The 19,063-nt window shown below is 64.1% G+C and carries 15 protein-coding genes; 3 read left to right on the forward strand and 12 right to left on the reverse strand.

What is annotated here, in order from left to right:
- Positions 1–20 precede the first annotated feature (20 nt).
- Both OCK01_RS09485 and OCK01_RS09490 read right to left on the reverse strand, forming a co-directional pair.
- A complete protein-coding gene (locus tag OCK01_RS09485; protein ID WP_263823727.1) occupies positions 21–527 on the reverse strand; it encodes a hypothetical protein in 507 nt (168 codons plus the stop codon).
- A gap of 60 nt (positions 528–587) precedes the next feature.
- On the reverse strand, positions 588–2,051 hold the full coding sequence (locus OCK01_RS09490; RefSeq protein ID WP_263823728.1) for an outer membrane beta-barrel protein: 1,464 nt from the start codon (positions 2,049–2,051) through the stop codon (positions 588–590).
- Positions 2,052–2,220: 169 nt separating this feature from the next.
- Here OCK01_RS09490 and OCK01_RS09495 point away from each other — a divergent pair, with 169 nt between their 5' ends.
- Positions 2,221–3,216, forward strand: a complete 996-nt coding sequence (locus OCK01_RS09495) for a KpsF/GutQ family sugar-phosphate isomerase (RefSeq protein ID WP_263823729.1) — start codon at positions 2,221–2,223, stop codon at positions 3,214–3,216.
- A 52-nt stretch (positions 3,217–3,268) separates the two neighbouring features.
- Here the strand turns inward: OCK01_RS09495 and OCK01_RS09500 are convergent, their stop codons facing one another.
- The 8 genes from OCK01_RS09500 to OCK01_RS09535 all read right to left on the reverse strand — a co-directional run bounded on the left by OCK01_RS09500 (position 3,269) and on the right by OCK01_RS09535 (position 11,350).
- Positions 3,269–3,727, reverse strand: coding sequence for an NfeD family protein (locus OCK01_RS09500; RefSeq protein ID WP_263823730.1), 459 nt, complete (start codon positions 3,725–3,727; stop codon positions 3,269–3,271).
- Complete coding sequence (locus OCK01_RS09505; RefSeq protein WP_263824014.1) at positions 3,724–4,728, reverse strand: SPFH domain-containing protein; 1,005 nt, start codon at positions 4,726–4,728, stop codon at positions 3,724–3,726. Before OCK01_RS09505 ends, OCK01_RS09500 begins: the two co-directional genes overlap by 4 nt.
- A gap of 103 nt (positions 4,729–4,831) precedes the next feature.
- Complete coding sequence (gene hemH / locus OCK01_RS09510; protein WP_263823731.1) at positions 4,832–5,866, reverse strand: ferrochelatase; 1,035 nt, start codon at positions 5,864–5,866, stop codon at positions 4,832–4,834.
- A 128-nt stretch (positions 5,867–5,994) separates the two neighbouring features.
- Positions 5,995–7,956, reverse strand: coding sequence for a 5'-nucleotidase C-terminal domain-containing protein (locus OCK01_RS09515; protein WP_263823732.1), 1,962 nt, complete (start codon positions 7,954–7,956; stop codon positions 5,995–5,997).
- Between the two features lie 89 nt (positions 7,957–8,045).
- Positions 8,046–8,417, reverse strand: a complete 372-nt coding sequence (locus tag OCK01_RS09520) for a hypothetical protein (RefSeq protein ID WP_182828298.1) — start codon at positions 8,415–8,417, stop codon at positions 8,046–8,048.
- Between the two features lie 216 nt (positions 8,418–8,633).
- The gene (locus tag OCK01_RS09525) at positions 8,634–10,079 is read right to left on the reverse strand and encodes a homospermidine synthase (RefSeq protein WP_263823733.1); all 1,446 of its coding nucleotides are present in this window, start codon (positions 10,077–10,079) and stop codon (positions 8,634–8,636) included.
- A 96-nt stretch (positions 10,080–10,175) separates the two neighbouring features.
- A complete protein-coding gene (locus tag OCK01_RS09530; protein ID WP_263823734.1) occupies positions 10,176–11,060 on the reverse strand; it encodes a heme-dependent oxidative N-demethylase family protein in 885 nt (294 codons plus the stop codon).
- Between the two features lie 2 nt (positions 11,061–11,062).
- The gene (locus OCK01_RS09535; protein ID WP_263823735.1) at positions 11,063–11,350 is read right to left on the reverse strand and encodes a YciI family protein; all 288 of its coding nucleotides are present in this window, start codon (positions 11,348–11,350) and stop codon (positions 11,063–11,065) included.
- A 122-nt stretch (positions 11,351–11,472) separates the two neighbouring features.
- Between OCK01_RS09535 and OCK01_RS09540 the strand changes: the two genes are divergently transcribed.
- Together OCK01_RS09540 and OCK01_RS09545 are read left to right on the forward strand one after the other, a co-directional pair.
- Positions 11,473–12,417, forward strand: a complete 945-nt coding sequence (locus OCK01_RS09540) for a rhodanese-related sulfurtransferase (RefSeq protein ID WP_263824015.1) — start codon at positions 11,473–11,475, stop codon at positions 12,415–12,417.
- Between the two features lie 24 nt (positions 12,418–12,441).
- Entirely contained in the window at positions 12,442–13,623 is a 1,182-nt protein-coding gene (locus OCK01_RS09545; protein ID WP_263823736.1) for an aromatic amino acid transaminase, read from the forward strand.
- 78 nt (positions 13,624–13,701) lie between these two features.
- Here the strand turns inward: OCK01_RS09545 and OCK01_RS09550 are convergent, their stop codons facing one another.
- Both OCK01_RS09550 and OCK01_RS09555 read right to left on the reverse strand, forming a co-directional pair.
- Complete coding sequence (locus OCK01_RS09550; protein ID WP_263824016.1) at positions 13,702–15,285, reverse strand: ABC transporter permease; 1,584 nt, start codon at positions 15,283–15,285, stop codon at positions 13,702–13,704.
- 156 nt (positions 15,286–15,441) lie between these two features.
- Positions 15,442–18,924, reverse strand: coding sequence for a PAS domain S-box protein (locus OCK01_RS09555; protein WP_263823737.1), 3,483 nt, complete (start codon positions 18,922–18,924; stop codon positions 15,442–15,444).
- Positions 18,925–19,063: the final 139 nt, after the last annotated feature.

Below are 19,063 nucleotides of genomic sequence, written 5' to 3' on the forward strand. Positions count from 1 at the left end.
CGATCCGACGCATGACGAAGTCAATTGCGCTTCAGGTCGATCTCACTCGTCACGACCGTTTTTCCGCTGGCGGGATCGCGGTCGGTGGTCACCAGCCGCATGCCGTTCGCGCCGACCTTTTCCACCGTCAACCGGGCGCTGCGGTCGCCGTTGACGGATTTCGCCCAGCGAATGTCGAGCTGCAGCGCATTGCCGGCGCGTTTGCCGGAAAGACCGGCTGGCCCGGTGCCTGCGCCGACATAGGTGCCGCGATAACGGCCTTTGGCGATCTTGAGATCGGCGCCGATCCGCCGGCTGATCACCACGAAGCCACGACATTTGCCGTTCAGCGACAAAGACGTCGCTTTGCCGACCGACGAGAAGGAGCAGGACACGTTGATCGGCGCACGGTTCGTGCGCGTCTTCACCGAGCCTCCGCCTTTCCATTCGCCGCTCAGGGAACGGAGAAACGCTGCGTCATCCGCCTGGGCGGAAAGCGGCGGAGTAAAGGCCAGAAGGGCGGCCGCTGCGATCATCACGGTTTTCATCTTGTCGCTCCTGACATTGCTTCTGTCGAGAACGACGAAAGGCTGCAGGAGTTCCGAAACTCAGCGTTTCAGCGAGAGACTCACCAGGCCGGTCAGCGTTTCCTGCGTCGCCGATCCCTTCTGCGACGAGCGCTCCCAGGCGACGTCGGCGGTCAGGTCGAGCGAGCGCGAGATGCCCCAGGTGACGCCCGCGCCGAGATCGTAGACCGTCTGGTGGGCGGCGGCGGATTTGTAGTCGCGCCATGTCGCGCCGGCCGAAAGTTTGCCGCGAAGGTCCTCGATGATCACCTGCGTCAGAGCCATGTCGGTGGTATAGGCGATGGAGCCGCTCGATCCCGCGGAAGTCGAGGGTTCGACGTCGGTCTTGAGGCCCAGCGCCACATCCGTCCCACGTTGCGGCGACCAGTTGGCGTCGCCGTTGATGGTCAGGCCGGAGAGTTGATCGAGCCTGCCGTCCTTGAAGTCAGCGATCGTATAGCCGGCCCCGATCTCGCCGCGCAGTTTTTCGCCCATGTCGAACTCGACGCCGGTCTTGGCGGCGTAGAGATCGGCGTCGCGCAGATAGCCGGCGCCGTCGCGGGTATTGTCGTAGATCATCCGGCCATAGGAGGCTTCGATGAAGGGAATGAGCGCAGGCGACAATTCGTAGCCGAGCCGACCGCGCAGCGTGGCGGTGTTCTGGTTGCGGTCGGATTGGTCGAGCCGCTGGCCTGTCGACAGCGTGGCGTCGCCATAGGTCTCGCGCTCGAAATCGACGCCGAGCGTGCCGCGGATAAGGCCGAGATCGCGGGTGATCGATGCGCCGGCGGTCCAGGTCGCGACCTCTGCCTGGTTGGTCGCCCCGTCGATCGCGTTGGCGTCGCCGATATCCTCGCGTTCGAGACTGTAGCCGGCGGTCAGATTGGCGATCATGTCGTTGGAAATGTCTAGCCGCAGAGCGGCGTTGATCGAGCCTTCGGGATCGTCGCTCTTAAAGCCGCTCAGCGTCTTCTGCCAGGTTCCGTTGGTGTCGATCCGCAATTCGTGCTCGGACCAGTTGGAGGTCAGCGAGCCCTTCAGCCCGGTCTGCAGATAGGACCGGGTCTTGGTCCTGTCGCTGGATTTCTCGCGTTCGAAGCCGGCGCCGCCGGTGATCGTCGGCCGGAGCGTGAAGGCGCCGACCGGAATGCCCGGCGTCTCCTCGCTTTCGGGACGCCGGGGGCGCAGTCCGTCGACGGTCTGTTCCGACAGGTTTTGCCGGCCGAGATCCTGCCGAAGCGCGGCGTCGGCCGCCGCGTTCCGGTCGATATCGGCATCCGGCGTCGGCTGGACATCCTGTAGCGCTTGATCGTCCGCGTCGCCCGGATCGGCGGTCTGGTCCGTCGTCGTCGCGGCCCGGGTCCGATCGGTTTCGTCGGAGGGCGGGGCCATGGTCGCGCTCTGGGCCCGGGCGTCTGCCGCACACATGAGGGTCGCGCCCGCCGCGATCAGCAGCGAGGAGAGAATGCGCGACTTTAAGCGGGCGTCGAGGGCGCGTTTGGACATGCGAACCGGGTGATTGGCGTCAATGATTACTCATTGGTAAAGGAGCAAGGTTAACGAAGCGTTTCCAACTGGGGCCCGGCTGCAACGCGGGCCGCCTCGGCGGCCGCCTTAAATCGATTTTTGCCGAACCGTCTCTGGACAAGCGCGGCGGAAGGAGTAAACGACCGGCATGAACGACACTATTCTGAACTTGACCGAGAGCGACGCCGCCCTCTCCGCGATCCGCACCATCCGCGCCGAGAAATCGGGGCTCGCCGATCTCGAAAAGGCGCTGTCGAACGGATTGTCGGAGAGCTTCACCGCCGCGATCGCCCGGTTGGGCGGCATTTCCGGTCGCGTCATCGTCACCGGCATCGGCAAGAGCGGTCATGTCGGCGCCAAGATTGCCGCGACGCTCGCCTCGACGGGCACGCCGGCATTCTTCGTGCATCCGGTCGAGGCCAATCACGGCGATCTCGGCATGATCACGCCGCACGACGCCATCATCGCTTTGTCCTGGAGCGGGGAAAGCACCGAGCTTCAGGGCATTCTTGCTTATTCCCGCCGATTCTCGATCCCGTTGATCGCGGTCACGTCGGGGCCGGATTCGACATTGGCGCGCAGCGCCGACATCGTTCTCTGCCTGCCGAAGTCGCAGGAGGCCTGTCCGCATGGACTGGCGCCGACAACGTCGGCGCTGATGCAGCTCGCCATCGGCGACGCCATCGCGGTGGCGCTGCTTGAAGCTCGCGGCTTTACGGCAGGCGATTTCAAGACCTTCCATCCCGGCGGCAAGCTGGGCGCGACATTGTCGCATGTCCGCGACGTCATGCATGTCGGCGACCGCGTGCCGCTGGTGCCCAAGGGCACGTCGATGCCGGAAGCGGTGCTGGTGCTGTCGCGCAAACGCTTCGGCTGCGTCGGCGTGGTGGACGAGGACGGACGCCTCTGCGGCATCGTCACCGAAGGCGACATGGCGCGCAATCTGGCCCGCGACCTCTCGGTGCTGGATGTCGACGATGTCATGACGCCCAATCCCAAGACGGTGAAGGGCGCCGTGCTGGCGGCCACCGCCATGGCGCTTCTCGAGCAATACAGCATTTCGGCGCTGATCGTCATCGACGACGACCATCGTCCCCAGGGCATCGTGCATTTCCACGATCTTCTTCGGATCGGCGTCGCCTGAGGAGAGGGCCGGCGCACCATATGAGCCGGCGTCAACCGCCCCGGGGCCGGCGTCAACCGGCCTCCACCAGAAGATCAGAGCCGTCGGCGGCCACGACTTTCACCTTCGCGCCGGCCGGCAGATCGGGCCCTTTGACGACCCAGACCGTGTCGCCGAGCTTTACTCGGCCGAAACCGTTGTGGATGGGGTCGATGAGATCGCCCATGCGGCCGACCAGGCTTTGGGCGCGCCTGTTGAGCAACGGCTCGTCGCTGTCCTCGCCCCTTCGACGAAGCCAGCCCCTGCCGACGAACAGGAACAGGCAGGACAGGGCGGCGAAGGCCAGCCACTGAATCTCCCAGGACCACCAAGCCGCATTCCAGGCGGCAAGAGACACGGCGCCGATCGCCGCGGCGGCCAGACCCACCCAGATCAGGAAATTGCCGGGTAGAGCGATCTCGGCGGCCAGCAGCGCCGCGCCCAGGATCACCCAGCTCCAGGGTCCCAGCGATTGGATGAGCCCGATGATCATGACTGGCCATCCGTGCGCGGCGCGAAGGGATTGACCACAGGCGTGGACGCTTGCGCCATACGATTGACGGGACGTGGCGGCGCGCCGTCGGCGCCGAACACTTCCTTGGCGATGGCGCCGATGCCGCCGAGCGTGCCGATCAGCGAAGAAGCCTCCATCGGCATCAGCACGATCTTGGAATTGCCCGCAGTGCCGATCGAGGTCAGCGCTTCGGTGTATTTCTGCGCGACGAAGTAGTTGATCGCCTGCACGTCGCCGGCGGCGATGGCTTCCGACACCATCTGCGTCGCCTTGGCTTCGGCTTGCGCCATGCGCTCGCGGGCCTCGGCTTCACGGAACGCGGCTTCACGCTCGCCTTCGGCTTTCAGGATCGCCGCCTGCTTGGCGCCTTCGGCCTTCAGGATCTGCGAGGCGCGGAAGCCTTCGGCTTCCAGCACCTGGGCGCGTTTCTCGCGCTCCGCCTTCATCTGCCGCCCCATGGATTCGACGAGGTCGGCCGGCGGGGTGATATCCTTTATTTCGACGCGGGTGATCTTGATGCCCCAGGGATTGGCGGCGTCGTCGACGGTGCGCAAGAGGCGCTCGTTGATCGTGTCGCGGTTGGAGAGAAGCTCATCGAGATCCATTGAGCCCATAACCGAGCGGATATTGGTCATGGTCAGGTTGAGAAGCGCCTGGTTGAGATTGGAAATCTGATAGGCGGCCTGGGCGGCGTTCAGCACCTGGTAGAAGGCCACCGCATCGGCGCGGACAGAAGCGTTGTCCTTGGTGATCACTTCCTGTGTGGGGACATCGAGCACCTGCTCCATCACATTCATCTTCGCCCCGATCGTGTCGATGAAGGGAATGATGAGGTTGAGGCCGGGATGCAGGGTGCGGGTGTATTTCTGGAACCGCTCGACGGTGTAATTATAGCCCTGCGGCACCGTCTTGATGCCGGCGAACAGGGTGAGGATAATCAGGCCGACCACGACGATGACGGCGATATCCATTCCGGACAGGAATTCCATGGCGTAAACGCTCCCTCTTGCTGTTCCGCTTCATCCTATACGTATACGTCTGACGGCGGGCGTTTATTTGCAAGAGGGGCGTTCGGCTCGTTCGTCAGACCCAGCCCATCAGTTCGCGGCGCACCTGCGCCTCGAGCGCGTCCATGCCTTCCTCGCTGTCGTTGAGGCAGGGGATGTGGGTGAATTTCTCGCCGCCGGCGTGATGGAAGATCTCTCCGGCCTCGCCGGCGATTTCCTCCAGCGTTTCAAGGCAGTCCGACACGAAGCCGGGATTGATCACGGCGATCCGTTTGACGCCGTCCTGTGCGAGCTTTTCCATGGTCTTGTCGGTATAGGGCTGCAGCCATTCTTCCGGTCCGAAGCGCGACTGGAAGGTGACCATCAGCCTTTCCTTCTCCCAGCCGAGACGTTCACGCAACAGACGCGTCGTCTTGTAGCAGGCGCAGTGATAGGGATCGCCCTTCTTGAAATAGGATTGCGGAATGCCGTGATAGGAGGTCACCACCAGTTCCGGCTCCCAGTCGAGGCTGGCGAGATGCTTCTCGATCGATTTCGCCAGCGCGTCGATATAGGCGGGGTGGTCGTGATAGGCCGGCACGGTGCGCAGCGCCGGCTGCCAGCGCATGGCTTTCAGCGCATCGAAGGCCTTGTCGTTGACGGTGGCGGTGGTCGCAGCCGCATATTGCGGATAGAGCGGAAAAAGCAGGATTCGGTCGCAGCCCTGGTCCTTCAATGCATTGATGCGGTCCTTGATCGAGGGCTGCCCATAGCGCATGCCCCAATCCACCACGACATTGGCGAGATCGCCGAGCCGCGCCTGCATCTTCTCGGCCTGCGACCGCGTATAGGTGCGCAGGTAGCTTTCGTTCAGGTCCTTGTTCCAGATCTCCTCATAGGCCTTGCCGACCTTCTGCGGGCGCTTGTTGAGCACGATGCCGAACAGGATCGGATACCAGAACCAGGGCGACCATTCGATCACCCGGCGGTCCATCAGGAATTCCTTGAGATAGCGCCGCATGGAGGTGTAGTCGGTGCCGTCGGGCGTGCCGAGATTGACGAGGAGAACCCCGACTTTTCCGATCTTGACCTCAGGGTGGTTCGGCGGGAAATGCTCAGGCGCGGCGCTCATATCCATTCCTTCAAATGACTGACGTTCTACGTGGGGCAGCGCCCCCCGGATGAACCCGCGAGGGATATAGAAAATAAAGACGGCCCGGAAAAGTCCGGGCCGTCTGGATACTGCGCCGATCTCGCGCCTTACTTGGCCGGGACGGTCAACTCGCCGCCCACGGGCAGGGCCCGCGGCTTCAGCGACGCGTTGGCTTCGGCGATCTTCTTCCAGTCGAAACCGTTGCCGTAGAATTTCTCGGCCAGATCCCAAAACGTGTCGCCCTTGACGATGACATGCTTGGTTTCGGTCGGCATGGCGGCGTCCGCCGGCTTGGCGGCTTCCGTCGCTGCAGGCGCGGTCGTCGCGGGCGTAGTTGCCGCCGGCGCGGCGGCTTCCGCCGCAGGCTTCGTTTCCGTCACGGGTTTCACCTCCGCGGCCGGCTTGGCCTCGGCAGCGGGCTTTGCTTCTGCGGCAGGCTGGGCCTCCGCCGCAGGCGCGGCGATCACGGTGATGCGGCCGTCGAGATAGGGCTTGTAGGGCGAGTTCTTGCCGATATAGGCGGCCACCGTGTCTTCGAGGCTCGGGCCGAAGTCATAGGCCTTCATGCCCTTCTCGGCGAAGACCTTGAAGCCGTCGCCGCCGCTGCGGGTGTAGTTGTTGGCCACCGCGCCGTAGACCTTGGCCGGATCGATCGGTTTGAAGGCGTCGCCGTCCTTGACCTCGACATTGGAGATGCGGCTGCCGACCGGCTTGGAGGCGTCGACCGAATATTTGAGGCCCGCCACCTGTGAGAAGCGGCCCGCGCCTTCCTCCATCTTGCTCGCGCCGTTTTCGAGCGCGGCGACCACGTCTTCGCCCTTCAGCTGGAAAGTGGCGATCGTGTTCTGAAACGGCAGCACGGTCAAAACTTCGCCCATGCTGACATCGCCGGCGTCGATCGAGGCGCGCAGGCCGCCGCCATTGGCGAAGGCGATCTGGACGCCCTGGTCCTTGACGCGGTCGAGCATGGCGTCGGCGACGAGATTGCCCATCTCGCATTCCTTGGCGCGGCAGGTGTCGCGCGAGCCGTCGATCGGACCGGTGCTCGAACCGATGATCTTCTGCTTCAGCGCTTCGATCGGCGCGCCGAGTTCCTTGACCTTGGCGGCGAAGGCTTCGTCGGGCTTCACGGAAGCGTCGAGCAGCTTGGGCGCGCCGGCGGCCGAGATGACCTTGCCGGAATCATCGAAAACGAGCTTCAGCTCGCCGAGATATTTGGAATAGGCGTAGGAGGTGACGACAGGCACGTCTACGCCGGCCGGGTCCTTGACCATGGTCGGGTAGGGGCCCGCGGCCTTTTCGTCGGTGTTGGACAACAGCGTATGGCTGTGGCCGCCGACGATCACGTCGATGCCATCGACGGCTGCGGCGATTTCCTTGTCCTTGACATAGCCGACATGCGACAGCAGCACGATCTTGTTGACGCCCTGGGCTTCGACGTCCTTCACGGCCGCCTTGAGATAGGTGATCTCGTCTTCGAACAGGATCGAGGGGCCGGGGGAAGAGGTCTCGGGCGTATCGGTGGCGAGAACCGACAGGATCGCCACCTTCTGCCCGCCGACATCGGCGATGACATAGGGCTTGATCTTGCCGCCGACCGGCGAACTGGCCGGGGCCATGACATTGCCCGAGATGATCGGGAATTTGGCGGCGTCGATGAACTTGGCGAGCTCTTCCGGGCCATCGTCGAATTCGTGATTGCCGACCGCCATGGCGTCGAAGCCGATGCCGTTCATGAAGTCGGCGATCGCCTTGGTCTTGTAGGTCGAGTAAAACAGCGAACCCTGCGCCTGGTCGCCGGCGTCCAGCACCAGCACATTGCCGTCGGCGGCCTTTATCGCGGATCGGGCCTGATCGATGGCCGTCTTCATGCGGGCGACGCCGCCGAAGCACTCGTTCTTGCCTTCTTCCTCGGCCGAGCAGGTCGAGTCGTATTTGTTGATCGATTCGATGCGTGAATGAAAATCGTTGATATGGAGGATGTTGAGCTCGTAATCCGCCAGCGCCGCGCCGGCGGACAGGGCGAGCGCGGAGGCGCTGACAAGTGCAAGGCGAAGTAATTTCGTCATGTCTTTCTCCCTCGTAAAGGACGTCATGCAATGAGCATTAGCCCTATCCTGTGACAGTCGTTCATCGATCTATCGCCCGGGCGGCTTTGTTACATGGCGCCCGGTCTGCGGGTCAGCGTGAACTGAGCGCCGGAATCGGCGGTGCAGTTCAATTGCTGCGGCGAAATCAGCGCGCAGTTGACGCGGGACTGCTTGTTCTGGACATGCGACGTCAAGCTGATCTCATAGAGATTGGGACCCTGGCCCTTCACATAGGTGCCGGAGGCGAGCAACTGATTGGTGTCGGTGGTCCTTGTGTTGAAGTTGCCGGCCTGGAAGGTGGAGAGCAGGCCGTTCGGATCCGTCCATGCGCCCTCGATCGTCACCGGCTGCGGCGCGGTCGGCAGCGGTCTGGACTGCTCCGTGGCGCAAGAGGAAAGGGCGGCTGCTGCGGCGATGGCCGCGAGGGCGTAGAGCTTCATTGACGTCTCCCGAAGGCTGCGGCTGTCCTTCGGCGGGACAGTCGCCTCTGCTGTGTTTGCGCCATACTGGCGCTATTGCGCTGCGAAAGCAAGGCTTTGCGGGTCATGGAAACACAGAACGCGACACATCGGGAGCCACGATCCCAAATCGGGCCGGAAACAAGAAGCGCCCCGAGATGCTCGGGGCGCTTGCAGCTCGAAATATACGCCGTCTATTCAGCGCACGAGAATGTTGCGGAACTGCCAGGGGTCGGACGTATCGAGGTCCTCGGCGAACAGGCCCGGACGGCCGTCGAGCGGCGTCCAATCGGTATAGTGGCCTTCGACCGGACCGAGATAGGGCGACTGCACTTCCAGGCAGCGCTTGTAGTCCATCTCGTCGGCTTCGACGATGCCGGCTTCCGGATTTTCGAGCGCCCAGACCATGCCGGCCAGCACGGCGGACGTCACCTGAAGGCCCGTGGCGTTCTGGTAGGGAGCCAGCGAGCGAGCCTCGTCCAGCGACAGGCGCGAACCATACCAATAGGCGTTCTTCTCGTGGCCGTAGAGCAGCACGCCGAGTTCATCGACGCCGTCGACCAGTTCCGTCTCGTCGAGCACATGCAGCAAGGGTTGCGCGTTGCCGCCGTTGCCGAACATTTCATGCAGCGACAGCACCGCGTCGTTGGACGGATGATAGGCGTAGTGGCAGGTGGGGCGGAACGTCACGTCGCCGTCCTTGTCGCGCACGGTGAAGTAGTCGGCGATCGAAATCGACTCGTTGTGGGTGACGAGGAAGCCGTATTGGGGGCCGGGCGTCGGGCACCAGCTGCGAACGCGGGTATTGGCGCCGGGCTGTTCGAGAAAGATGGCGGCCTTGCTGCCTTTCTTCTGCTTGCGGGCGTTCTTCGGCATCCAGTTCTCATGGGTGCCCCAGCCGAGTTCGGCCGGCTGCAGTCCCTCGGAAATGAAGCCTTCCACCGACCAGGTGTTCCAGAAGGTGTTGAACGGCTTGGGACTCTTGGTGCGCTGGGTGTCGCGCTCGGCGATATGGACGCCCTTGACGCCGACTTTCTTCATCAGCTTGGCCCAGCCTTCGCGATCGTCGGCGGCGGGCTCTTCGAATTTCAGGCCGATCTCATGGGCGAGGTTGACCAGCGCCTGCTTGACGAACCAGGACACCATGCCGGGATTTGCGCCGCAGCAGGACACGGCGGTGGCGCCGCCGGGGTTCTTGGCCTTTTCGGCGCGGGCAGTCTCACGCAGGGCGTAGTTGGTGCGCGAGGCATTGTCCTTGTCCTTGTCGAAATAGAAGCCGAGCCAGGGTTCGACGACAGTATCGATGTAAAGCGCATTGACCTTGCGGCACAGCTTCATCAGGTCGACCGACGAGGTGTCGACCGACAGGTTGACGCAGAATCCCTGGCCTTCACCCTCGGTCAACAGCGGCTTGAGCAGGCTCTTGTAATTTTCCTGGGTGACATGCGCCTGGATGTGCTTGACGCCATGCTTGGCCAGAATGCCAGTCTCGTCGGCGTTGGGATCGATCACCACCATGCGGTTCTTGTCGAATTTGAAGTGACGCTCGATGAGGGGCAGCGTGCCGCGGCCGATCGAGCCGAAACCGATCATCACGATCGGACCCGTGATTTCGCCATAAACCGGATGGGTGGATTCTGTCATTTTGGGCTGGTTCTCCTGTGTTGCCTATCAAGGGAACCACTAAACACATTTTGATGACACAAAAAAGAGCGCGTTCGGCGAGCCGAACCGAAGTCGTCAGTTATCTTGCCGCAAATACTCGATAATCGCGTCGCGGCGGCCGATCATGCCCTTATAAGCGAGCTGTTCCTGCGTAAATTCTCCGAGTTTGTCCGCGAGGGCGCGCGAGAGCGTCGCCAGCGCCGGGTCGGACTTCAGCCGGGAGATAGGGTCGTTATAGATCCGGATGGTGAAGACGATCGCGCCCGTCTCCGGCAGGCGGCGCAGCGTCTGCCGCTCGACCCGGATGAAGTTGATCGCCGGCGTGAATGTGTTGCGCTCGGCGCGCGCGCCTTTCTCCGGCGGCCAGAACAGGTCTCCGGACGGGTAGATCGACCAGTTGAGCCGCATGGCCGGCAGGTCCGGCTGGAGATTGTCGAAGATGCGGCTGAGCATCATGGCGTTGCGCGTGCCGCCGGCGTAATCGGGCACATGCGCATGCACCCCTTCCATCGGCAGGCCCGCCTTTTCTTTGAGGGACCAGGCGGAGGGAAAGGCGACGAAGCCTGCCGTCAGGGTCCATGCCCCGTTACGCTTTTCGAGAATGACGAGATCGTCCTGCACCAATCGCCCTGCCGTGATCAAAGGCGGATCGTCGGAGCGGAGAGGGACGTCGCGACCGGCCACGCTCACGCCGGCCTTTGTCTTGACCCAACGGTCGTCATGGCGGGTCAGAAGGTGATCGGTCAGGAGCGCCAGGCATTCGGCCTGCGCCGCGCGCGATGCGTCGTCGGCTTGAAACACATCCTCCCGATGCTCGGCGAGAAGACGCTCTTTCTCGTCGAGATAGGCCGGGAGATCGTCGTCCGGCTCGATCCAGTCGGCGGGATCGATCGCGGAAAGACCGATGGCGAAGGGTTTGAGCGCGCTGGCATAGGGCGTATAGCGGAACGCCTCCGTCATGATCAGCCGTCCTTCAGCGCGTCGAAACCGGGGGCGGTCGTGGTCACCGTCACGTCGATGATCGCATAATCGGCGATGCCGTGGGCGACGAAAGGATCAGAAGCGCAAAAGGCTTCGATCTCGGCGCGGTCGCCGCGGGCGAAAATCACCCCGCCGGTGCGCGGCGTCTTGCGGCCGGAGCCGAGGAACCAGCCCTTGTCATAACCTTCCTTCACCCAGGCCATATGCGGCGCCATCTGCGCATCCGCCTGTTCGAGCGGAACTTTATAACTGAGGTCGAGGATCAGCATGACTTACTCCGGAATTCTGCGTCGAGGACTGTGATCGAGGCCGGCGCCGAATGCAAGATCTGGCCCTCGTAGGAGCCGCCGGCGCCGTTGCGCTTTTTCGTCAAAAGGATTATGCCGCCGCCATGATCGAAAACGCCGCAAATCCCAGTCCTTCCCCTGCGCAGCCCTATCTCGTGGCGGCGCTCTACCACTTTGTCGCCTTTCCCCGTTTTCGCGACATTCGCGAACCGCTCCAGGCGCTGTGCGAGGCGGGCGGAGTCAAGGGAACGTTGCTCCTCGCCCATGAGGGCATCAACGGCACGATCGCCGGGCCTGATGAAGGCGTGCGCGTCGTGCTCGCCTATCTCCGGGCGCAGCCTGAATTTGCCGGTCTCGAACACAAGGAAAGCCGCGCCTCCAAGGAGCCTTTCCTGCGCATGAAGGTGCGGCTCAAGAAAGAGATCGTCACCATGGGCGTCGAGGATATCGATCCGATGCGCGTGGTGGGGACCTATGTCGCGCCGCGTGACTGGAATGCGCTGATCTCCGATCCCGACACGATCGTGATCGACACCCGCAACGATTACGAGACCGATATCGGTCTGTTCAAGGGCGCGGTCGATCCGCGCATCAAGACTTTTCGCGAATTTCCGGACTGGGTGCGCGAGCATGAGGGCCTGCACAACAAGCCGAAGATCGCCATGTATTGCACCGGCGGCATCCGTTGCGAAAAGGCGACCGCCTTCATGAAGGAGCAGGGCTTCGACGAGGTCTATCACCTCAAGGGCGGCATCCTGAAATATCTCGAAGACGTGCCGCCGGAGGACAGCCTCTGGGAAGGCGCCTGTTTCGTCTTTGACGAGCGCGTCTCCGTCGAACATGGGCTGAAGGAGGGCGGCCATCGCCTGTGCCGCGCCTGCCGCCATCCGCTGACCGCCGAGGACATGACCGCCAAGACCTTTGAAGCCGGCGTCAGCTGTCCGCATTGCCATGACAGCCGCACCGACGAGGATCGCGCCCGCTTCCGCTCCCGCGAAAAGCAGATGCAGCTCGCCCGCGCCCGCGGCTCACGGCATCTCGGCTCCTGAATTTCAACACGCTAGGAAAAGCCCATGTTCGAAACGCTTACGCTCGCCCCGCCCGACAAGATCCTTAGCCTCTCGGTGCTTTACCGCAACGATCCGCGCGCGGAGAAAATGGATCTCGGCGTCGGCGTCTACAAGGATTCCGAAGGCCGCACGCTGATCATGAACGCGGTGCGCGAAGCGGAAAAGCGTCTCTACGACACGCAGACCACCAAGACCTATGTCGGCATGGGCGGCGATGACGGTTTCAACAAGGGCATGCTCAAGCTGGTGTTCGGCGAAAACGCCGATCTCAGCCGCATGTTTTCCTGCCAGACGGCCGGCGGCTCGGGCGCTCTGCGCACCATCGCCGACCTGCTCAAGAAGGCCAAGCCCGACGCCACGGTCTGGCTGTCGGACCCGACCTGGGCCAATCATGCGCCGATCCTGACCGCGGGCGGCCTGAAGACGGCCACCTATCCCTATTTCGACGCGGCCACCGGCGGCGTGAAGTTCGACGCCATGGTCGAGACGCTTAAGACCATTCCGGCCGGCGACGTCGTGCTTCTGCATGGCTGCTGCCATAACCCGACCGGCGCCAACCTGACGCTGGAACAGTGGGCTGTCGTCGCCGACATCCTGGTCGAAAAGGGCCTGTTCCCCTTCGTCGATCTCGCCTATCAGGGTTTCGGCGACGGGCTCGAGGAAGACGCCGCCTCCGTGCGCCTTCTCGCCGCCAAGGTTCCGGAAATGGCCATCGCCACCTCCTGCTCCAAGAACTTCTCGGTCTATCGCGACCGCGTCGGCGCCGTCATCCTGCTCGCGCCCGACGCCGAGCGCGCCAAGATCGCCGGCAGCCAGGCGCTGATCGTCACCCGCGTGCTCTATTCCATGCCGCCGGATCATGCCGCCGCCGCCGTTCGCATCATTCTCGAAGACGATGCGCTCCGGGCCAACTGGAAGACCGAGCTCGAAGAGATGCGCCTGCGCATGCTCAATCTCCGCACCGGCTTCGCCGAGGCGCTGCGCCGCCAGTCCAACTCGTCGCGCTTCGATTTTATCGCCGAACATCGCGGCATGTTCTCGCGGTTGGGCATCACCGAGGATCAGGTCAACCGGCTGCGTGAGGACTACGGGATCTACATGGTCGGCGACAGCCGCTTCAATGTGGCGGGTCTCAAGGAAGACCGTCTCGAAGACCTCGCCAAGGCGGTCGTCTCGGTTCTCTGAGGAGAGGCGAGGGCGGCGTTCAAGCATTTCCAGCCGAAGCGGGAGCGCTTCGGCGTTGGACAATGCGACACGTCAAATCTATTGCCGCCCTTCCAGCGACCGGGACACCAGGATCACCGGCGCAAGCCCCGCGAGAATGATGATCAGGGCGGGAATGGCGGCATCCTCCACGCGGGCGCGCGAGGCGTCTTCATAGACCAGCGTCGCCAGCGTGTTGAAGTTGAAGGGCCGGAGCAGGATCGTCGCCGGCAGTTCCTTGATCGCGTCGATGAACACCAGAAGCCCCGCCGTCAGCACCGCCGGCCGCATAGCCGGGATCAGGATGCGGCTCAGCGTCTGCATGGAGGTCCTGCCCAAGGTCCTCGACGCGTGGTCGAGATTGACGGGCAGCTTCTGGAACCCGGCGTCGACTGCCCCTTCGGCCATGGTCAGGAAGCGGCAGGTCAGCGCAAAGACGATCGCCGCCATGGTGCCGGTGATCAGCAACCCCGTGCGAATGCCGAACTGCTCGCGGAAAAACCCGGCCACGACATTGTCTAGGCTCGCCAAGGGGATGAGCACGCCGAGCGCCATCACGGTGCCCGGCACGCCGTAACCGAACGTCGCCGCCCGGCCGGCGAGCGCCGTGATCCGGCCGCGACCGACCCGCGCCGAATAGGCTAGGATAAACGCCAGGATCACCGTGATCAGCGCGGTCGCGCCGGCGACCATGATCGTATGGCCGAGCGCCTTGTAGAGTGCGGGGTCCGAGAACGTGTCGATCCGCTTCAGCGCATAGGCCGCGAGCACGCCGCCGGGAATGACGAAACCGCCGATGACGGGCGCCGCGCAGGCAAACGTCGCCGCCCAGCCCTTCACACCGTTCAAGCGTGGCCGGGCAACGGATGCCGCCGGCGCCGCCTTGCCGGAGACAAAGCGCTGCAGCCGCCGCGCGTGACGCTCGACGAGAATGAGCCCGATGACGAAGACCAGCATCACCGCGGCGATCTGCGCCGCGCCGCCCAGGCTGCCGCGATTGAGCCAGGTGTCGTAGATGGCGAAGGTCAGCGTGTTGACGCCGAGATACTCGACGGCGCCGATATCGTTCATCGTCTCCATCATCACCAGCGTCAGGCCCGCGGCGATGGCCGGCCGGGCCATGGGCAATTGCACGGTGAAGAACACTTTCAGCGGCGAGGCCCCCAGCGTGCGCGCCACATCGGCCGCCGAGCGGCCCTGTAAGAGGAAGGCCGAGCGCGTCGAGAGATAGACGTAAGGGTACAGCACCGCGCCCATCACGAGCACCGCGCCTTCAAGCGAGCGGATGTCGAAGAACCAGTATTCAGAGGCGGAGCTAAAACCGCCGATGGCCCGGACCACCTGTTGCAGCGGGCCGGCGTAATCGAAAAATTCTCCGGCGGCATAGGCGGCGAGATAGGTCGGCATCGCTAGCGGCAAGACCAGAGCCACGGTCAGCAGCCTCCGAAACGGAAAATCGAAGGTCGCGGTCAGCCAGGCGGTCAACACGCCGGTGACGCCGGTGGCGAGAGAGATCAGCGCCAGAAGCCAAAGCGTGCGCGACAGCGCGCGCGGCAATATGGTGCCGGCCACATGGGCGAGATCGTCGGAACCGGATGACAGGGCGATCCAGACGATGGCGGCGAGCGGCGTCAGCACAAGCATCGACAAGACAATCGTGCCGATCTCGAGGCCGGGATGGCCGCCTCTAGCCCGCGGCTTGAAGAGACCGGCTGCGATGAAACGAGAAGCGCTCACTCTGTTCCTTTTCCGCCTGTCGGGCGCAATCCGCCCTCGGTCGGAGCCTTATCGCCGCCGCGCTCAGTTCGCAAGCACGCGCTGCGGCGGGAACAGGATTTCGACCAGCGTGCCCTCGTTCGGCGCCGAGCGGATGGCGAAGACGGCGCGGTTGGCCTCCGTCATCGCCTTGGTCAGCGGCAGGCCGAGCCCTGTGCCGTCGCCGCGCTTGCGGGCGGAAGGCGACACCTGGCCGAACGGCTTCATCGCCTGTTCGAGTTCGGACGACGTCATGCCCACGCCCGTGTCGCGGATGCGCAGGGCGACCGCGCCGGTCGGCTCGTAGACGGTCGAGACGACGATCTGCCCGCCGGCCGGGGTGAAGCGGATGGCGTTGGCGAGAATGTTGATGGCGATCTGTTTGATCGAGCGTAAATCGGCGACGACATTCGGAACCGATTGCGACAGCGAGGTGCGGATGATCACCCGCTGTGCGTTGGCCTGCTGCTGCACCAGCGACACCGCCTCGGAAATGCAGTCGTTGATGGCCACCGCGGTCAAGTCGAGATCCATCTCGCCCGCCTCGATCTTGGAAATATCGAGCAGATCGTTGACGATGTCGAGCACATGCCGACCCGAGCGGCCGATGTCGTGGGCATATTCGATATAGCGGGAATGGCCGGCCGGGCCAAAATGCTCGCTGGCGATCATGTCGGAAAATCCGATGATGGCGTTGAGCGGCGTGCGGATCTCATGGCTGACGCGAGCCAGGAAATCGCTCTTGTGCTGGTTGGCGGTCTCGGCGGCGCGCTTGGCGTGGCGCAATTCCTCTTCGGACCGCTTCCACTGGGTGATGTCGCGGAGCACGGCGAAATAGCTGTTGGAGCCCGGCATGCGCCCGAGCGTCATGAACATCGGGATGAAGCCGCCCGAGGCCTCGCGGCCGATCACTTCGCGGCCGTCGTTCAAGACGCTGGCGACGCCATGGCCGCTCAGGCCCGAGAGATAGTCCTGCACCGCCTTCTGGCTCTCATGAGCGAACAGCATGGCGAACGGCTTGCCGCGCGTCTCGCCGTCGTCGAAGTTGAACAGTCCGCTGGCCGAACGGTTCATCGAGCGGATGCGGCCTTCGGTGTCGAGCACGATCACGCCGTCGGTGGCGGTTTCCAGGATCGAATGCAACTCGTCGAGCTCGACCTTCAGCGCGGAAAGGCGACGTGCGCTTTCCTCGTCTTCCTCGAGCGGATCGGGCAGAAGCGCCGGCGCCGCCTGCAGCGACAGGGCGAGTGCGGTCGCGCCTTCGAAGCGAACGGATTGCAGGCGCGCAGTCACCGGAATGCGCTCGCCATCGGCGCGGTTCAAGAGAACGTGGTCGTCGGAGCGGTGGATCAAGCCGTCCAGCCCGCCCGCCGCTTCGAGCGCCGAGAGCGTCTCGTAACCGGTGAAGCGCAGGAATTCGGTGTTGGCGTGGATCAGCCGGTCGCCGGCATGGATCAGCATGGCGAGCGGCACCTGATCGGCCGCCGCCGCGGTCAGGCCGAGACGCTCCGCATCCTCGCGGGCGGGGGGCCCTTCGACGAACTCACCGACGTCATCGGCGTCGTCGGCGCGGCTCGCGACCGCGATCTGCTCGTCGACCGGCGTTTCCGGCAGAATCGGGGCGGTGAGGTCGATATCCTCCGGCTCGGCGAAGACGAGCTCGGGGATTTCGTCCGCGTGCTCCTCCGTTATAGCCTGGGGGGCCTCCTCGGCGGCCGGCTGGGGGGCTTCCGCCTCGGTCGGCGCAATCACCTCGGCGTTCGGGCGCTTGCCGAAGGGTTCCAACTGGCGGGCGATTTCCTTGAGCGCCGCCTGTTCGGCCGCCGACAGGCCCTCGCGGGCGCGGGTGCGGCGCTCTTCGAGCTTGACGATCTTTTCGCTCAGGTCGAGCACCGGGTCCGGCATGATGCGGATCGCGGGCTTTTCACCCTGGAAAGCGTCTTCATCCGGTGTTTCGGCGGTCGCGGGCGTCGTATCCTGCGGCGCTGCCGCATCCTCGACCGGCTCTGCTTCGATGGGCGCAGGCGCGACCGATTCGGCGATCACCGGAGCCGCGGGTGTTTCCGCCTTGGCGATGGGCGCGGCGAAAGCCATGCCCATGGCGTGCGGATCGCGCTCGGCGTCGCCGACGCGGATAATGCCGAAGCCGCGGAAACCGTCGAATTCGCGGTTGCGGGAATAGGTCGGCAAAGCGGCGAGATCCACCGGCGCGACATAATCCGTGCCTTCGATCGGCCAGCGGATGGTGCGGCCGGACCAGGTGTCGCGTCGCTCCAGGAGCCGCCCGATCTCGCCATCGGGATCGAGGCCAAGCAGATTGGCCAATTCCTTGAAGGTTTTGCCTTTGACCGCGCCGGCGCGCTCGCCCACGGTGCGGACGAATTCCTCCGACACATCCGAAAAGCGTCCGTCGGCGTCGAGTTTCCAGACGAAACGCACCGGGCGCGCGCCCTTGGTCGGGACGGAGACCGGCGCGGTTTCCCGAGGCGCGGTCGCGGCGCTCGCCGGGACTGGCTCGGCCTGCGGCGCGTCGGTTGCGGGCTCAACGATCTCTTCGCTCGCCGTCTCGACGGGATGGCCTGCGATTTCTGCTTCGGCTGCCTGATCCTGCGGCGCGTCGGCCGGGATCGGTTCCTGCTCTTGCGACGCAGATGCACCATCGAGCTCTTCGTCGCTTGGCGTCGGCGCCTCGACCTCTGCCGCCGGCTCGCCTTCCAATGCGTTGGAAGAATCCTCGACAGGCGGCGCCGATGGTTCGTTCGCCGCCGCTTCCGGAGCTGCTACGATCTCGTCGGCAATTTCGTCGGCCCCCGCGCCATCTGAGCTGTCTGCCTGCGTCGCGTCACCCGGCGGGTCCATGCGGCCCAGCACCGTTTCCACGCAGAACAGGAGGTGCAGCGCCGGATTGTCCGACAGTTTGCCGATCGCGGCCGGCAGATAACCCGCCGAGGAGGCGATCGGTCTTTTCACGAGGCCATCGGCGCTGCGCTCGACGGATGCGATCAGCGCGCGGGTGGTGTCCTCGGGCACGCCCAATGTCTGGAAGCCGGGGGACGCGGCCAGCACGACGCCGCTCGCGTCGAGCACCGCCATATGGGTGTCGGGATCGTCGAAGCCGCGCAGCATCGACTGGATGCGCGCCTCGAGGCCGCCGGCGGCCTGCGACGGCGCGGCGAACAGCACGGCTTCTTCGCCGGGACGGATCATCACCAGCGCCGCTTCCGCGCTCAACAGCTGGCTGGAGAAACCCGAGGCCACCCGCATCATCAGGTTGCGCCGGTCGCCCGGCCTGGCGAGCTGACGGGCGGCGGAGGCGAGTTGGCGGAACGATACGCCGCCGCGATCGGGGCCGTCTTCCATAAAGTCGTAAATATTGGAAAAGCCGAACAGCCGTGCGCCGTCGCCATTGGCCCAGAGCACGGCGTCGAGGTCGCGTGAAAACAGCACGATCGCTTCCCCCGCGGCGAAGCGCGCGCGCACGATCGGGTGCACGGCGATGTCGATAAAGGGATAATGGATCTGCGGCATGGCGAACCTTGAATACGCAATTACAGGCGGCTGCTACTCTTAACGCTTTATTAATAGCTCGCCCGGTCGGCAGCGTCCACCGCGCCTGCGACGAAATGCGCGGAAGGGTTAATCTTGTGCGGTGCAATAAATGTTGCAA

The sequence above is a fragment of the Rhizobium sp. TRM95796 genome, assembly GCF_025779995.1.
GTDB lineage: Bacteria > Pseudomonadota > Alphaproteobacteria > Rhizobiales > Rhizobiaceae > Rhizobium_E.

What these genes read in the sequence shown, in the direction of transcription:
- OCK01_RS09485 (WP_263823727.1), bottom strand. Translation starts at nt 527, where the DNA reads ATGAAAACCGTGATGATCGCAGCGGCCGCCCTTCTGGCCTTTACTCCG.
- OCK01_RS09525 (WP_263823733.1), bottom strand. Translation starts at nt 10,079, where the DNA reads ATGACAGAATCCACCCATCCGGTTTATGGCGAAATCACGGGTCCGATC.
- OCK01_RS09530 (WP_263823734.1), bottom strand. Translation starts at nt 11,060, where the DNA reads ATGACGGAGGCGTTCCGCTATACGCCCTATGCCAGCGCGCTCAAACCC.
- OCK01_RS09545 (WP_263823736.1), top strand. Translation starts at nt 12,442, where the DNA reads ATGTTCGAAACGCTTACGCTCGCCCCGCCCGACAAGATCCTTAGCCTC.
- OCK01_RS09515 (WP_263823732.1), bottom strand. Translation starts at nt 7,956, where the DNA reads ATGACGAAATTACTTCGCCTTGCACTTGTCAGCGCCTCCGCGCTCGCC.
- hemH (WP_263823731.1), bottom strand. Translation starts at nt 5,866, where the DNA reads ATGAGCGCCGCGCCTGAGCATTTCCCGCCGAACCACCCTGAGGTCAAG.
- OCK01_RS09500 (WP_263823730.1), bottom strand. Translation starts at nt 3,727, where the DNA reads ATGATCATCGGGCTCATCCAATCGCTGGGACCCTGGAGCTGGGTGATC.
- OCK01_RS09555 (WP_263823737.1), bottom strand. Translation starts at nt 18,924, where the DNA reads ATGCCGCAGATCCATTATCCCTTTATCGACATCGCCGTGCACCCGATC.
- OCK01_RS09550 (WP_263824016.1), bottom strand. Translation starts at nt 15,285, where the DNA reads ATGCTTGTGCTGACGCCGCTCGCCGCCATCGTCTGGATCGCCCTGTCA.
- OCK01_RS09520 (WP_182828298.1), bottom strand. Translation starts at nt 8,417, where the DNA reads ATGAAGCTCTACGCCCTCGCGGCCATCGCCGCAGCAGCCGCCCTTTCC.
- OCK01_RS09495 (WP_263823729.1), top strand. Translation starts at nt 2,221, where the DNA reads ATGAACGACACTATTCTGAACTTGACCGAGAGCGACGCCGCCCTCTCC.
- OCK01_RS09490 (WP_263823728.1), bottom strand. Translation starts at nt 2,051, where the DNA reads ATGTCCAAACGCGCCCTCGACGCCCGCTTAAAGTCGCGCATTCTCTCC.
- OCK01_RS09540 (WP_263824015.1), top strand. Translation starts at nt 11,473, where the DNA reads ATGATCGAAAACGCCGCAAATCCCAGTCCTTCCCCTGCGCAGCCCTAT.
- OCK01_RS09535 (WP_263823735.1), bottom strand. Translation starts at nt 11,350, where the DNA reads ATGCTGATCCTCGACCTCAGTTATAAAGTTCCGCTCGAACAGGCGGAT.